The organism is Paenibacillus sp. N22P23 (assembly GCF_059383735.1).
The window spans coordinates 2,316,063-2,331,609 of the sequence record NZ_JBXENT010000001.1; the positions used below are offsets into that span (position 1 = coordinate 2,316,063).

A 15,547-nucleotide genomic window follows, 5' to 3' on the forward strand; every position below is an offset into this window, starting at 1 on the left:
CATTTCAGATAATGTACAGATCGGATTAAGAGCCCAGGATTACGCCTTGATTGGTGTTTTCATTAACGAATGTCCCGAAGTTATATTTAGGATGATAGCCGAGTTCGGCTTTGGCGATGGACAAATCGGATGTCATAATTTGCTCCGGCAGATGAAGTTGATACTTCTCGATAATCGCCATTGCGCCGGGATACACCTTCTCCAGCACTTGTACCGGAGAATCAGGATAAGCCAGGACATCTTCTTCCGTAAATGCATCTTCTCTCACTAGATGATACGTACCGTAAGTTTGTTTACATTCAACCGCGAGGCATACCGCATCAATGATGTCGCGGCGGTCAACCCCGCCATGCAGCAACCGTTCGCCATAATGTCGCAGATCGCGGTACGGCGTGAAGTCCGTAGGACGCAGGATGATAATCTCGAGGCCATGCCGGTCATGATAAAACTGACACAATTGTTCTCCCAATTTCTTAGTGTAGGCGTAGAAATCGTTTCCAAAAAACGACATACTCGACAGCCACACCACACGGCGAACGTTGTTACGGACAGCCGATTGGAACATTTCGAACGTCCCGGTGACGTTCAAATCATAAAATTCCTTCTCTGAATTCGTTCCCATATGAATGCCGTGAAAGGCCGGAGTATGAATGACTACATCTACACCTTCCATTGCCGAATCCAAGGACCCGTGCAACCGGACGTCTGCTTGATAATAGGGTAACGAAGTTTCTATGTCTCGCACATCGGACAACCTTACATTATGCTTCTGAGAAAGCTGCTCTGCTGCTCCCGAACCTACACTTCCTGACGCGCCTGTGATCAATACATGCAACTATTTCGCCTCCTTTACGGCCCGTTACTAAGAATATAAACAACTATACTAAATATGAATAGTACGCACTTTAATTTCACTAGGTTACCTTTGGGTTAGTACACCATCTCCGTTTATCGGTATAAAAAAAAGCCCACGAAACTAGTCGTGGACTTGAATTACAGCCTATCCAACAAGATTAGACAGATCGTCTGCATATAAGATTACTACCGCAGCAGCGATCAAGAGATTTAGTAGAGCCGGAAACAATTTTGCGAAAGGATGTTTCACTCTGAAATGCGCGATCAGTGCAATGATCATCATAACGCCGACCAATATTCCTGCCCATGCGGCATATCCTGCTGACCAGTAACCGACAATGAGCCCCACGCATGCTGCAATTTGAATGATGCCCGTAATGACACGGAACCACTGGGGAAGTTTCACTGAATCAAATAGTTCGACTTGATGCTTTGCTCCTGCAAGCTTGCTTCCACCAAAGAATGCCATGGAGAAAAGCAGCCAGCTTTGAAGAATGATGGCTAGTATATGCATGTTAAATCCACTCCCTTTTTATCATCTTAATCGGACACCAATCAGTGTCCTAATTCATAATATAACACCATTAGGTGTCCTGTAAAGCATTAATCTGAATCAGACCCAGTCGAGTGAGGCGTACTCATTTTTTCATTCTCAGCCTCCCCTTAAATCGGGACGATATCCACGGATGACTTCCCGTATTTGTTTGAGCGTGTCGGTTAAGGCAAGATTTTGCAAGACGTGCTCGCACATTTTACGATAAACGACTTCTTCCGTATAATGATTCAGCACATGGTCCATCATTTTTGGACCGGCCCCTTTGCTTTCCAGCCGTTCTCTGACCGTCTGTTTATCTACATAAAGAAAGAGACGAATGACGCGGTCTCCGTACAATTGTTTCATGACCGATGCGCCTTCCCGGTTCAAAATCAGATAGACGCTTTGTCCGCTTCGCAGCGCATCCTCTAAATCCTGTTTCCGTATCCCGTACCGCTCATTGTCGATTTCCACGGTTTGCGCAAAGCGACCATGGCGTTCCGTTTCTGCAAATTCATCTCTGGATAAATAGTGATAGTCCAAATCCGGCCTTTCCTTGTCTCGAGGTAATCGAGTCGTACATGACACAACATGCTTCAAATTGAACTCATTACCTATTAGGTGGGCTGTCGTTTTCCTGCCCGACCCACACGTTCCTGTAAATACGAAAATGTCCGGCTGCTTTGTCATCTTCACCGCCTCCTTCGTACACTTCTACACTATATATCGAACAAAAATGGCAGGCCGATTAGGTCATGGGAAAACAAAAAACGGCATCTCTGCCGTTCTCCGCTTTTCATAAGGCGTATAGCCGCTTACCCTTTATCAGGATCCTGCCACACATTAAATTTATTTCCGTCCGGATCTTTAAACTTAAATTGAAGACCGCAGCCATCATGACCAATAACGGGCTCTACATGCGTTCCGCTCTTTCGAAGCGACTCATGAAGTTTAATGATGTCATCTGTCTCAAATGTGAGCGAGAACATTTCGTAGTCGTCACCTTCCCAATCATCCGTAACAAAGTTTGCATTTCTATTGCTCTTTGATTCCAGAAGAAACAACCATTGACCATTGCCAAGTATAAGAATCCCGCCATCGTTTCTTTCTGTACGGTTATCGCTAATATGCTTTAATCCAAGGTACTTCATATACCATGCTAATGCTTTTTTCAAATCGGAAACAGGTAAATAGTTATGGGATACTCTCTTCAGAAGCGGTTTAACCACCTCTTGATCTTCCTTCTCCTGCAAGTTCAATGCTTGCTTATCCATGCTCATCAACCTCCAATTTAGTATTCATTAAATAGACGAACATCGATTCTAAATTCCGTCGTTCCATTCAACATTTATTTGGATTGATAAATACCAAAGCAGTTGTTGTCCAGGTCATGGAAGTAAAAGTGTTTACCAGTCAAGTTTTCTACTTGATCGTTTATATGGATACCGCTCTTCTTGAGTCTTTCATACACTTCCATACTATTATCAACCTCAAAAGACAATACGGGAATGAAAAAGTCTTCGTTAGAGACAGCGCCGGAAGGTTTTATTGGTAATAAATATAGGAATTGCCCCGATGGAAGGACCAGATCCCCATTCTGATCCGAAGATAATCCAAAATGCTCCATAAACCATGCTGACGACCGTGTCTTGTCTGATACAGGAATGTAAAAATGACCAGCCCTTTTAATTACACTAGCGGTTACTTTGGACTTCATCGTTTGAGCCGGATATTGATTGGTTAAACCATCGAAGTAAACATCCATTAGTTCCAGCCTCAATAGCTTCCGCGTCCTTCGGTGGCAGCTTTCAACTGCACTGATCGACATATTAAGAAACTTCCCTATACTCTCCATGGAAAACCCGCTTATATGAAATAAAATCATGATAATCCGATTACGTTCATCCAAACCATTTAAAGCTTTCCAAATTTCCGCTTGGATTTCCCTTTTCTCCACGATCTCGTCGAAGGATAGTGGATGGTCTAATCCTGCTGTTTCTTCTAGCGCATGCTGAGCTGTTTGCAGTTTTCTCTTCACATCAATGCTTTGCCGATACGTAATTCCGTATAGCCAGCTGCCCACCTTGGCAGCATCCTTTAATGTATGTAATTTAAAGTAGGCCTTAACAAAAGATTCTTGAACAATATCTTGTGCCATATGGTAATCACCAATGACTCCATAAGCAACTGAACAGAGCGCATTGGAATATTTCTCTACCAATAAAGAAAAAGCATGGACATCCCCTTGGACGGTGGCCGAAACAAGTTCTTCATCTTTCAAAATATAACCCCTCCTAGTTCACCAACTTTAAGTAGTTCCATAGACAAGAATCATAATCCTTCTTGTTCGCCAGAGCCCCTACGGTTCGTTAGCGCATTCCGCGGACCGCGGTGTTGACTGCTAGCTACCAGAACATAAAAAGATCGCCAACCACCTGACCATGCAGGTAGGTTAAGGCGATCTTGTTGTTATAAGTGCGTAGACTTTGGAGCCCCTGACTACCCTTTTACCGCGCCAACGGTAATCCCTTTGACGAAGAATCGCTGGAAGAAAGGGTAGACGATCATAATCGGTATTACATTAGCGGCCTCATCTTCTATCCATGTTTTCTATCATTATAGTATTGGGTACTCGTAAATACAAAGCAAGGTTCCAATTGAACCTATTCCCATATCATGGTATATTTCATTCTATATACGGTGTGAAGCACATACCGCTTTGGTACGTCATGTTGATTCGACATTGACGTACTGAGGCGGTTTTTTTATTCTTCGAAATGGATGTGAAGAGGAATGAGTAGATTTGATGACGTCTATCAAAACTGGATGGAGCAGCAAATTGCTGAGGAGAAAAGTCCGAGAAGACGAGAAATGCTAGCAAAAGGACTCAGCCGCGGTTCGATTGACTTTTTGCGCTTCATCTGGTTTCCTGCTATAGGAAATCTAGAGCATCTATTCCCTGAATACGAAGTCAGGGACTTTAATAACGGATATCGGTATCTGGACTTTGCGTACATGCCAGGCAATCTAAAAGGTTGTATTGAGATTCAAGACTATCGGAGCCATGCCAGAGACATTGAGGTCAGCCGCTTCAAAGATTTATGTATGAAACAGTCGCTACTCGTTCTGGATGACTGGCTATTCCTACCCATTGCGTACTTATCCATCCGAGATGACCCAGGAGTTTGCAAGCAGCTCGTCCTTTCTTTCGTTGGAAAGTTTCTAGCCCGTTCAGTTCCCACTGGACTCAACTGGGCTGAAGCCGAAATATTACGATATGCTCACAGACTAATGCGTCCTGTTACACCGGCCGAGATCTCGAGTCACTTACAGCTCACTGAAAATCGCATCCGAGTTATTCTTCGCTGCCTGGTAGATCGAAAGCTGCTGGAGGTGGCTAGTGGAAACCAGCGCTATCGTACCTATCGACTAGTTCCATAACATGAGTGCGTTAGGATCAAATTTTAACGGTTGCCAGAGTGGCTATTTCGTGGAAACGACTACTTTTGAAACTCTAACGGTTGTGACAGTCGTTATTTGCAGCAAAATGGCAGATTTCTAGTGGTAAACGTCCAAATAAGCTCTCTGGCAACCGTTAGAAAATAAAACCGGGCGATATATGTGAAATAGGCATTCTCACAACCGTTAGAATTTTGAGTCGCATTTTCTGGTGAAGACCGTTGCCGAGCTGCACAGCCTTAGTTCCCCATTCAGCTGCATGGTCTGGATTGGGAAAGACGGTACAAGCTGCCGCTTACAGATGGGCCTCCGGTGCATTAGCTAGTTGCAGAGGAAGGGCTTGTGCCGAACCCGGTTTCACCCCCTTGGCGGGTTCTATCAAAACACAAAAAGCACACCAGGAATTAGCGTGCTTAGGTTAACCAGATCACCTAGGTCTTTCTTCGTGATTCAGACCAATTCCTCATACCGATCGCCAAACTCCGATGATTCACTATATTTGGCCCTTAAGTCGGGATTCCGCCGTAAATCAGGCATATAAACCCTCCTACTGACTTATAGACTTTCATCATTATACAAATTTATCCTCCAATAATAGAAATATAGCCCTACCCAATATTTGCTAATAATCCTATGCTTGAGTAGTACATATATCATATTGGGAGGTTCCACTACCATGAAGAAGAAGAGTCTTCTTGTATCAGGGATTAGCTTGGCACTTGCAGCAACAACGGTCTTAAGTTCGGCCGGTGCAGCAACAAAAACCGACACCATCGTGATCAGACACACACAATTAGGTGAAGCGAAACAACAACGTTTCAATATCCTAAAAGACGTCTTGAGTAGGGTTTCAAAAGAGGTGCCAGGCGTAAAATACAAGCTAGACGGCGTAGATTCGGACGTAAACCGCAAGGAGAAATTACGTTCTGAAATGGTAGTTAACAAAGCTCCTGCGATTTTCGATCTGTTCGGTGGAGCAGATACTCAGTTATATGTTGAAGCAAATAGACTGCTTGATCTTACTCCGATTCTGAAAGAGCTAGGCTTGTCCAATAAGTTTATTTCATTGGACGAATTTAAGGTAAACGGGAAAGTATACGGTTTGCCTATCGGTGGGTACCAAGAAGGTTATTTCTACAATAAAGAGTACTTTAAAGCTAAAGGCCTGAAAACGCCGAAAACATTAGCAGAACTTGAGACATTAGCTGCAACGATCAAAAAAGACGGGAAAACACCTTTTGCCCAAGCTTCCAAAGCCGCATGGGTGCCGTTAATGACAGCCAATACTCTGTGGGCCCGTTATGCAGGTCCGGACATTACGAATGGATTCACTACGGGTAAAACGAAATGGAATAGCGCTCCAATGGTGGCCGCTTTTACAAAATACCAAGATTGGGTGAAAAAAGGCTACTTTAAACAAGGCGAACTCGGGTTGGATTATGCCGAACAACGCAATCAAATCATTCGCGGTGAAGCCATCATGATGTATGACGGCTCATGGGCTTCCAGTGTATTCGCGGATCCTAAGCAAGCCGGGGATTTGACGAACAAAGTTGGCTACTTCCCAGTGCCGTCGGTAGCTGGTGGCAAAGGCAGCCAAACGGCTGTAAACGGTGGCTTCTCTAACGGTTACGGTTTCTCCGCCAAAGTTAAAAACGACAAAAAGCAATTAGCTTTCGTAAAATCGTTCATTAAGAACATGTACAATGATGAAATGCAAATTCGCGGACTTGAAGCAGACGGCGTCTTGCCTTCCATGAAAGTAAACAGCACGAAATTGGCTAAGGCTAAAGCTTCTAATCTGGTAAAAGAAATCATTGAAGTTGGTAACAAAGCAAGCGGCGCATTCCCGGCATTCGATTCCTTGGTTCAACCTGACGTAAATACGGCGCTTAGTGAAGGCATTCAAAAACTAATCGGCCTCAAAATCACGCCTAAGGCCATGCTGGACAGCGTGCAAAAAGCACAAAATGCAGCAAACAACGACGATTTCTAAATGATGATAAGCAAGGAAAGTACCACCCGCCTCAGAGTGGGTGGTACTTTTTTTATAAGAACGATTCATGCAGCCAATGTCAGATTATCGCGGAGGAAACGATGAATAAAACGTTAAGAAACCCTTGGACCTATGTCCTGTTTTTACTGCCTCTCCTTCTACTCTATCTCTTGTTTTTCATTTATCCGATGATATCTGCCTTCACTACAGGCTTTATGAAATGGAACGGTCTTACCGAAGCCAAGTTTAATGGTTTGACAAACTTTAAGCACGCGTTTGCGGACGTTTTATTTTGGGACTCCGTACTAAATAACGGTAAATTCATTCTGTTCTCGGTTTTCGTACAAGTGCCTGTCATTATATTTTTCTCGCTCTTAATCAGTAACGTAAAGAAACTCAAGGGTTTATACAAAACAGCCGTATTTGTCCCTTCCGTCATGTCAACTGCGGTCATTGGAATTTTGTGGAGTTTCATCTACGAACCGGATATCGGCTTGTTCAATCAAGTTTTGACTAAACTAGGATTACAGCCTGTCATGTGGTTATCCGACACCAGTTGGGCCATGTTCTCGATCTTGATAACGAATGCGTGGCAGTGGACGGGATTTTACGTCGTTATGGTCCTTGCTGCAATATTGTCCATTCCTAGAGAAATAGATGAAGCCGCAATTGTCGATGGGGCCAGCGCTTGGACCCGTGCAACTCGAATTACGGTGCCGCTTATCATGCCTATTATTTCCGTAGTGATTATGCTTTCCATCTCAGGCGCAATGAAAGCAGCTGATATTATCATCGTAATGACAGATGGTGGCCCGGGCGGGGTAACGGACGTAATGGCAACCTATTTGATTAAATACGGAATCACGAATGCGAAGTATGGATATGGAAACTCCATTGGGGTGTTGATTTTCATCTTCTCTCTCATTCTTACAGCATTGTACCAATTTGTAATTGCCAGAAGAGTCGAAAGGGTCGAATACTAATGACGATAACACTAAGATCAGTGAAAAAGAGTATCCCCCATATTATATTATTAGGTTATTTAGTCTTGACCCTTTACCCGTTCCTTTTCGTCCTCTTCTCGTCCATAAAGTCGGATAATCAGGCGATTGCAAGTAATCCATTCGGATTCCCTTCTTCATTTCATTTTGAAAATTACTACGAAGCTTGGGTGAATGCGAAGATCAGTGTTTACTTCCTTAATAGTTTGTATATCGCAACGTTATGTTCCATCGCGACGATTATCTTCTCGTCCATGGGCGCATTTGCGATTACGCGGATGCGATATTCGAAAATGAGTAAAGGGTTGTACCAATTTATCCTTATCGGCTTGCTTATTCCGAGTGGCGCCTTACTTCTGCCTATTTTCATCTTATTGAATAAGTTAGTGATATTCGGTCAACCCGTATTGGGAACCCATATGGCCTTAATCCTTCCGTACACGGCCGGGGCAATTCCATTTACGGTTATCATTTTGTCGGCGTTCATGAAATCTATTCCGAGTGAAATCGAAGAAGCCTCTGTCATGGATGGTTTGAGTGCAAAGGGAATTTTCGCTAAAATCATTATGCCGATTACAGTCCCGGCATTGGTAACCGTATTTATAATCAACTTCATCGGAAACTGGAATGAGTTTCTAATGGCGAATTTCTTCATCTCCACCGATGAATTGCGTACGCTGCCAGTCGGAATGGTCGGTTTCCGCGATATCTATAACACGAACTATGCTCAAATGTCTGCGGGAATCGTATACAGCATCGTGCCGGTCATGATTATTTATGCCGTCCTGCAAAAACAAATTATAGAAGGTTTAACCGCTGGTGGTGTTAAAGGCTGATTTGTATCCGACTGATGTGAATGACCCTAACAAGAAGCACTGCAACCTATTAGGCTGCAGTGCTTCTTCTTTTATGACAAATGGCTCACAGTAACGGACAACCGACGTTTCAGAAGTCAGTTGATCGGAAGCTACTTTTAGTTGCTCCAAGCAGTATTTCGTCTTACCAATGCCGATTATCATTAAAATGGAAGTTTGCAGGAATAATCGGGGGAGGCAAACAAATGCGCAGAACATTATTGGCTTTGGCGCTCGGATTCATCTTGGCGTTCGGATCGGCTATTACCGTGCCGCAGACGTCCGCGGCAGAACAGAGTGACAACTGGATGTCGGATGGCGGAGGATTCGAATCAGGCTTGGCGGCCTGGGAGGATTGGGGCGCGACGGACGTGACGACGAACGGCGAAGACGTGCATTCAGGCGGGAAAGCAGCCGTCATTGGCACGGGCGAAGCGATTGAAGGAGGCGCGGGCTGGATGTAGCCGATGTCGCCGGAGGGCAAAAATTCACGATTTCCGCATGGGGCAAAGCGAGCGAAGGAGAAACGGCGATCGTCGGCGTCAAGAGCCTCAACGGGCCAGCCATACCGGGCAGCGCAGCGACGTTGACATTCTCGGGGCAAGCTTACGAGCAAAAGTCGTTGACGTATACCGCGGCGGCGGGGGCGACCGAGTTGCTCATTTACATCTATAAAAACGAAGGCAGCGGTTACGCCTTCATCGACGATATTAGCGTCGTCGCGGAGGCAACCGCAATTGACTTTGTCCACCAACATAATCATGCTTACTTGCCGGAAGATTGGTTCTATCTGCCGAAACCGGACGAAACGATCGCCGAGCGGGTAGCACAGCTCAAACAATTCGCGATCGAGTACCAATTCGCGAACATTGGCTCCCTGCGTGAGGATGGTACAATCGATCCCTCGCAAAGCGACGAGCTCGGCCATTGGATCAAGGTTTCCCGCGAGACGGATCCGAACCAGAAAATCATCGCGTGGATCAACGCGAATACGGAGCGTCACCTGCACGTAGGCACCGAAGAGGAGAAGGCGGAGATGCACGCATCCATAGTCGATTCCTTGAAAGACATGATCGATACGGGTTTTCTGTACGAAGGCGTCTATTACAAGGTTGACGGCATCCAGTTCGACATCGAGCCGCTTCGTGCGCGATGGAAAGACGACCCCGAGCTGTTGTCGCTGCTGAAGGATATCCGGGAAGCGGTAGGTCAAGGCGTGCATCTGTCCATTGCTACGCCGGCATGGGACAGCGTCTGGTCGGATGCTTACATTACGGAAGTCGCGAACATCATGGATATGCTGAACCCGATGATCTATGACACAGTCGGCCCGGACAGCTGGAAGCCGAATGTCGTGCAAAGCGGCGAAGAATACGAGGCGTTATGGAAAGCGACGTCGCTCAGATACAGCGCGGCGATCGCGGCAAGCGACAATCCAGACTGCCAATGCGCGCCGATCATGCCGGCTTACGATACGAAAGGCTACACGGAGACGGACCCTTCGGTTCCGGAATACGACCAGTTCGTCGTCTATCACGATCCGTTCATCGAAAATGTCTATCATGCTGCCCGCGGCTTGAAGCAGGCGATAGCCGAAGGGGCGAACGTCTACGGCTCGGGCATCTTCTGGTGGGGAACGTTCATTCTTGATCACCCAGACCCGCGCGATAATCAAGATTACTCCCACGCCAGAGGCTGGTGGATCGACGAGTGGCTTACGAATGGCGTATCGAACGACGTTCCGCGAGAGCCTGAGCAGCCCGAAGCGCCTGAAGAAGGCAGCGCGATCGTGAGCAACGGCAGTTTCGAAGCCGGAACCTCCCCTTGGGAAGACTGGGGCTTCGTCGAATTCGTGAACGATCCGGCTCCCGAAGCCGGGAGCAAAGCTGCCCGCATCGGCTTGGAAGAAGGCGGCATGGGGCAGATCGTGACCGGTATCGGCGAAGGTAGGAAGTTGACGTTATCTGGCTGGGGCAAAGTGGATATCGCGGGCGATGAAGCGATGATCGGCATCGCAATTCCAGCTCCTTTTTACGTCCTCCATGATGTTGGCTTCGCTGGTATCTTTCCCAAATCGTATCTCGTTCCTCCACTGGAATAGGGTCACCTGGGGACACTGATAAAGGACATTCACTCTAACGAATCGTAGAAGCCTTATTTGCCCGAAAATGGCCCCTTTCCAGTTCTAACGAATCGTGGAAGCCTTATTTCGGGAAAATGGAGCGAAAAAGGACATCTAAACACGAAATAAGACCTGTAGGATTCGTTAGAGCGAAATACGACGGCGCCTGCCCCGCCGCACCTACCTCTAGCTGTACCGCTGCGAGAAATGTACGCCGCCGAATAGGTCCTGGAACAGCCATGTCGCCGCACCTGCGAGGATTTGATGCTGCTCTACGCTCTCGCGAGCTCCCCGTCTCCGTTGGGAACGGGAAGGCACACTGCATGCCAGCTATTGCCACTGTCTTCGACTCCGTCCGAGCGGACTGAACCCCTGGGTTCGCCCCCTAGGCGTTCCATACAAAAAACGCCACCATTTATATGGTGACGTTTCTTTTATAGCCTAGGGGGATCGAACCCCTGGCTGCTGCGCGTTGTGGCTCTTTCTTTTTATATCCCATACTACCGTTACTTCGTCAGGGGGAAGAGGGAGACTAATGAAATACCCTTGCACTTCATTACAATCATGCTTTTGTAAAAACTGTAATTGTTCGAGTGTCTCGACACCTTCTGCAACTACGTTAAGCTTCAAGCTTTGCGCTAGAGAGAGGACTGCAGTTGTGATTTCAATTCCAAAATGGTTGTTGGGCAAATCGCTAATAAATGATCGATCGATTTTCAATGTATCCGCCGAAAATCTTTTGATATAGCTTAACGAAGAGTATCCTGTTCCAAAATCATCGACCGCAATTCGGATGCCTAGTGATTTGATAAAGTTAATATTATCTAGCACTGTAGCTTCATTAATGAGGGTTGCAGTTTCAGTGATTTCTAACTCAAGCCATTCCGGTGCAAACTGGTTTTTTTCTAGTATCTCTTGAACATGTTGGCCAAACCCAAGCTCCTGCAGCTGCTGCATCGAAATATTTACGTTTAATCGAATAGGCGGGTATCCTTCGTTGTGCCATGTTTTAGTCTGATGGCACGCTTCCTGCAGCACCCAAGCGCCGATTTCGTTCATCATCCCCATTTTATCAGCCAAAGGTATAAACTCAGCTGGAGCTAGCTGCCCATATTTGACGTGATTCCAACGAATAAGAGCTTCAATCGCCGTCAACTCTGATGTTATAGTGTTCACGATCAGTTGGTAGCATAATGAAAACTCTTTACGTTCCACCGCTCTTCGAAGATCGTTTCCTAGAACAAAATGCTTCAAGGATTCGCTGCTCAGATCTTCCTGATAGACGTAATAATTTTTTCTACCGGAAGCTTTCACTTTGTACATCGCGGTATCTGCGTTTTTAATTAATGTTTCAACATCGTTGCCATCGTTCGGATAAGTGGCAATGCCGATGCTCGGCGTAATTAATAGATCATAGTCATGAATTTGAATCGGCTTTGAAAATGCGCCAAGTATAAGCTCAGAAATTTCGATGACCTTGCTTGCCGATTCCTGACTCGATAAAAGAATAGTAAATTCATCTCCGCCCATGCGGGCTACCATATCTCTCGGGTGAACGCAGCTTTGAAGTCTTGCTCCTACGTGTTGAAGCAACAGATCTCCTACGTTATGTCCTAGACTATCGTTGACCATTTTGAAATGATCTAAATCAATAAATAACAAAGAGAATGAACTGTTGCTGATGCTTGCTTGGGCCAATACCTGCGACATACGATCGATTAGAAGTCTACGATTCGGCAGATTGGTGAGCGGATCGTAAAACGCTAACTTATGTATTTTTTCTTGCTGCTCAATGATCTGGGAAAAATCTTTTGCAATTCCATATAGCCCTTCAATTTTGTCATCCACAATAATAGGAATAAGGGTTACGTTCATATGAATCACAGTTCCATATCTATTTATCACTTGAAAATTTCCGTTAATCGAGTTGCCTTGTTGGGCAGTAGCTAAAAAATGTACGACCTTTTCCATATCTTCTTCCACAACTACATCAATTGCAGACTTTGTCAACAAACCTTCTAATGTATAGCCTAGTATATTTAATGCAACTTGATTAGCTGATAGAAAATTCCCTTCCAAATCAAGCGAATACACCGCATCAATATTATTCTCGAACAAACATTTGTAGCGCTGTTCATTTTCAAGTAAATCATATTTGATTCGAACTTGATTCAGCATGATCCCAATTAATTCTGCAAACGAGGTCATACACTCCATTTCAAAGGTGCATGGTGTCGCAACGGTATTCTGGTAAATAGCAAAAGTACCCAGCACATGTTTTTCAGTGGAGTTGATCGGAAATGACCAGCATGAGCGTAATTCAAATCCAAGCGGGACGGATTTATCCTTATCCCAGAAAGGATGTGTTTCAATATCCTCTACAATAACGATCTCATTTCTGTAAGCCGCTGTTCCACAGGATCCCGCTGCCGAACCGATTTTTGACCCATTGATGGCATCAATATAATCTTGCGGCAGCTTGCGGGAAGCAATAAGATAAAGCGACTTCTCTTCTTGATCGAGGAGCATAATGGAAGCTTTCCAGGAGGGATAAATATCCTCGACAATAAGAATAATCTCATCAAGCACGTACTTTAATGGTTTTCCCTTCACGATCAGTTGAATAATTTTTCGTTGACCTTGAGATATCTTTTCTTTTCTTTCCAGAGTGTTAAAGCGGTCTTTGGATGTGTTTAATGATTCTGAATGTGTATCCACTATAACCACCTGTCCCTTCGCAACTCCATTTTACCTTTATATTTTTCGACAGTAAACGATAAATTAATGAGGCGGTAGGCGCTCCTAGGGGGATAACCCCTGACCTCTTGCATGCCATGCAAGCGCTCTCCCACCTATGGGGTATTTACAGCAAAAAATGGCTAACTAAAAAGAACGCGTAAGCTCTAAAGCCTCCGCGTTCTTTTTAGTTACTTGCTCTTTTGCGCCAGCATGTTCAGCAGAACCGTTACAGCCTCAGCTCTTGTAGCATGATCTTGAGGGGCGAATTCGTTATCGCCTTTGCCTTGCACGATGCCTGCTTGCTTCACGTAAGCAACGCTGGCTTTCGCCCACGCTGGAATGTCCTTGTCATCTGTGAAGCTTGTTGCCATATTCGCTGCATTAGACTGACCCAGAGCGCCCGCAATCATCGCTGCCATCTCTGCTCGTGTAATTAATGCATCTGGACAGAAGCTTCCGTCCTCATAGCCCTTAATAATTCCTGCTTGTACCGCTTGCGCCACTGCTTTCTGCGCCCAAGCTCCAATCTTCGTTGTGTCTGTGAACGTCAGCGCCGCTCCTGCATCTTTCGGCTTCAATGTGTTCATCAGCATGACGGCAAATTCCGCACGGGTCACGGTTTTTTCAGGCTTAAACATACCGTCTGGATAACCAGTGACGATTCCGGCGCTAACCGCTTTCTTGACGTTGGCCTCAGACCAGTGTCCAGTGATGTCACTAAAGTTAACAATTGGGTTTACTGGAATTGTTGGTTTCACAGAAGTCAATACGGCAAATTTCGTGAAATGATCGACAGAACCAGTTACGGTTCCCTTATCCTTATCCACTTGGATGTTGTCTAACAGAATCCATTTTTGAGTCTCTTCGTTCAACCAGTAGATACCAACTACGGATCTATCGAAATCTACATTTTTCATATCAAAAGGCAGTGTTACGGATACTGTTTTGGTAAATTTACCGTCTTTGTCCTTCTTAATTTCAAAAACCTTACCGATCAATTTCAATCCTGCATCTTTCGGCAAGCTAGTCGTATCCGATATTTTATCTACAGTTACCTTAAAGTTACTAGCAAGTGCACCTGTAGGAAAGACGATTGTTGCTCCGTTGATTGTTTCTGTGCCTCCAATGGATGCAATAATTGTTGCAGAGTTGGTAGAACCTCCACCGCCGCCGCCACTACCGCCACCGATCATTACCACTATTACTGTGTAGCCTTGTGTGGTGCTATCTGCCGCAGTAACAGTGTACGTTACTGCGTTAGTGAAATCTTGCACGGTTGTTCCGCTCGTTTGAACATTGCTTCCCACCTTCACACTAGCACCCGTTGTTGTAAACGTAGGGACAAGCGCGGTTACATCCGTTCCGTACGGTACGGTCAATGTAATCGTATGGTTCGTTTCATCAACCGTTCCCGTTACCGCTGGGCTCAATGCAGCGAAGCTAAATGCTGTAATGGCTTTCGCAGGGTTCGCTGCTACCGTCACCGTTGCGGTATAGCTTTCTGTTGTGCTGTCTGCCGCAGTAACGGTGTACGTTACTGCGTTAGTGAAATCTTGCACGGTTGTTCCGCTCGTTTGAACATTGCTTCCCACCTTCACACTAGCACCCGTTGTTGTAAACGTAGGGACAAGCGCGGTTACATCCGTTCCGTACGGTACGGTCAATGCAATCGTATGGTTCGTTTCATCAACCGTTCCCGTTACCACTGGGCTCAATGCAGCGAAGCTAAATGCTGTGATGGCTTTCGCAGGGTTCGCTGCTACCGTCACCGTTGCTGTATAGCTTTCTGTTGTGCTGTCTGCCGCAGTAACTGTGTACGTTACTGCGTTAGTGAAATCTTGCACGGTTGTTCCGCTCGTTTGAACATTGCTTCCCACCTTCACACTAGCACCCGTTGTTGTAAACGTTGGGACAAGCGCGGTTACATCCGTTCCGTACGGTACGGTCAATGCAATCGTATGGTTCGTTTCATCAACCGTTCCCGTT

At 45.6% G+C, this 15,547-nt stretch carries 13 protein-coding genes; 6 read left to right on the top strand and 7 right to left on the bottom strand.

Annotated features, from left to right (window positions below; translation table 11 throughout):
- Window positions 1–25: 25 nt before the first annotated feature.
- The 5 genes from AC506A_RS10700 to AC506A_RS10720 all read right to left on the bottom strand — a co-directional run bounded on the left by AC506A_RS10700 (window position 26) and on the right by AC506A_RS10720 (window position 3,671).
- A complete protein-coding gene (locus tag AC506A_RS10700; protein ID WP_495460910.1) occupies window positions 26–835 on the bottom strand; it encodes an NAD-dependent epimerase/dehydratase family protein in 810 nt (269 codons plus the stop codon).
- Between the two features lie 165 nt (window positions 836–1,000).
- Window positions 1,001–1,369: a DoxX family protein gene (locus AC506A_RS10705; RefSeq protein ID WP_495460911.1), complete on the bottom strand. Its 369-nt coding sequence runs from the start codon at window positions 1,367–1,369 to the stop codon at window positions 1,001–1,003.
- Window positions 1,370–1,507: 138 nt separating this feature from the next.
- The gene (locus AC506A_RS10710) at window positions 1,508–2,080 is read right to left on the bottom strand and encodes a guanylate kinase (RefSeq protein WP_495460912.1); all 573 of its coding nucleotides are present in this window, start codon (window positions 2,078–2,080) and stop codon (window positions 1,508–1,510) included.
- Window positions 2,081–2,205: 125 nt separating this feature from the next.
- On the bottom strand, window positions 2,206–2,664 hold the full coding sequence (locus tag AC506A_RS10715; protein ID WP_495460913.1) for a VOC family protein: 459 nt from the start codon (window positions 2,662–2,664) through the stop codon (window positions 2,206–2,208).
- A gap of 74 nt (window positions 2,665–2,738) precedes the next feature.
- Window positions 2,739–3,671 carry a sigma-70 family RNA polymerase sigma factor gene (locus AC506A_RS10720; protein WP_495460914.1) on the bottom strand — a complete coding sequence of 311 codons (933 nt, stop codon included), beginning with the start codon at window positions 3,669–3,671 and terminating at the stop codon, window positions 2,739–2,741.
- A gap of 512 nt (window positions 3,672–4,183) precedes the next feature.
- On the opposite strand from AC506A_RS10720, the gene AC506A_RS10725 reads away from it, so the two are divergent.
- From AC506A_RS10725 to AC506A_RS10750, 6 genes are all read left to right on the top strand, one after another.
- Entirely contained in the window at window positions 4,184–4,831 is a 648-nt protein-coding gene (locus tag AC506A_RS10725) for a transcriptional regulator (protein ID WP_495460915.1), read from the top strand.
- Between the two features lie 694 nt (window positions 4,832–5,525).
- On the top strand, window positions 5,526–6,845 hold the full coding sequence (locus AC506A_RS10730) for a type 2 periplasmic-binding domain-containing protein (RefSeq protein WP_495460916.1): 1,320 nt from the start codon (window positions 5,526–5,528) through the stop codon (window positions 6,843–6,845).
- Window positions 6,846–6,946: 101 nt separating this feature from the next.
- Entirely contained in the window at window positions 6,947–7,828 is an 882-nt protein-coding gene (locus tag AC506A_RS10735) for a carbohydrate ABC transporter permease (RefSeq protein WP_495460917.1), read from the top strand.
- Window positions 7,828–8,682: a carbohydrate ABC transporter permease gene (locus AC506A_RS10740; RefSeq protein WP_495460918.1), complete on the top strand. Its 855-nt coding sequence runs from the start codon at window positions 7,828–7,830 to the stop codon at window positions 8,680–8,682. The genes AC506A_RS10735 and AC506A_RS10740 overlap by 1 nt, the downstream gene beginning before the upstream one ends.
- Window positions 8,683–8,906: 224 nt before the next feature.
- Window positions 8,907–9,164 (top strand): hypothetical protein, encoded by a 258-nt coding sequence (locus tag AC506A_RS10745; protein WP_495460919.1) that lies wholly within the window; start codon window positions 8,907–8,909, stop codon window positions 9,162–9,164.
- Window positions 9,165–9,286: 122 nt separating this feature from the next.
- On the top strand, window positions 9,287–10,801 hold the full coding sequence (locus AC506A_RS10750; RefSeq protein ID WP_495460920.1) for a glycosyl hydrolase family 18 protein: 1,515 nt from the start codon (window positions 9,287–9,289) through the stop codon (window positions 10,799–10,801).
- A gap of 462 nt (window positions 10,802–11,263) precedes the next feature.
- Here the strand turns inward: AC506A_RS10750 and AC506A_RS10755 are convergent, their stop codons facing one another.
- Complete coding sequence (locus AC506A_RS10755; RefSeq protein ID WP_495460921.1) at window positions 11,264–13,540, bottom strand: EAL domain-containing protein; 2,277 nt, start codon at window positions 13,538–13,540, stop codon at window positions 11,264–11,266.
- A gap of 209 nt (window positions 13,541–13,749) precedes the next feature.
- A partial coding sequence (locus tag AC506A_RS10760) for an SGBP N-terminal domain-containing protein (protein ID WP_495460922.1) occupies window positions 13,750–15,547 on the bottom strand: 1,798 nt, incomplete at its 5' end.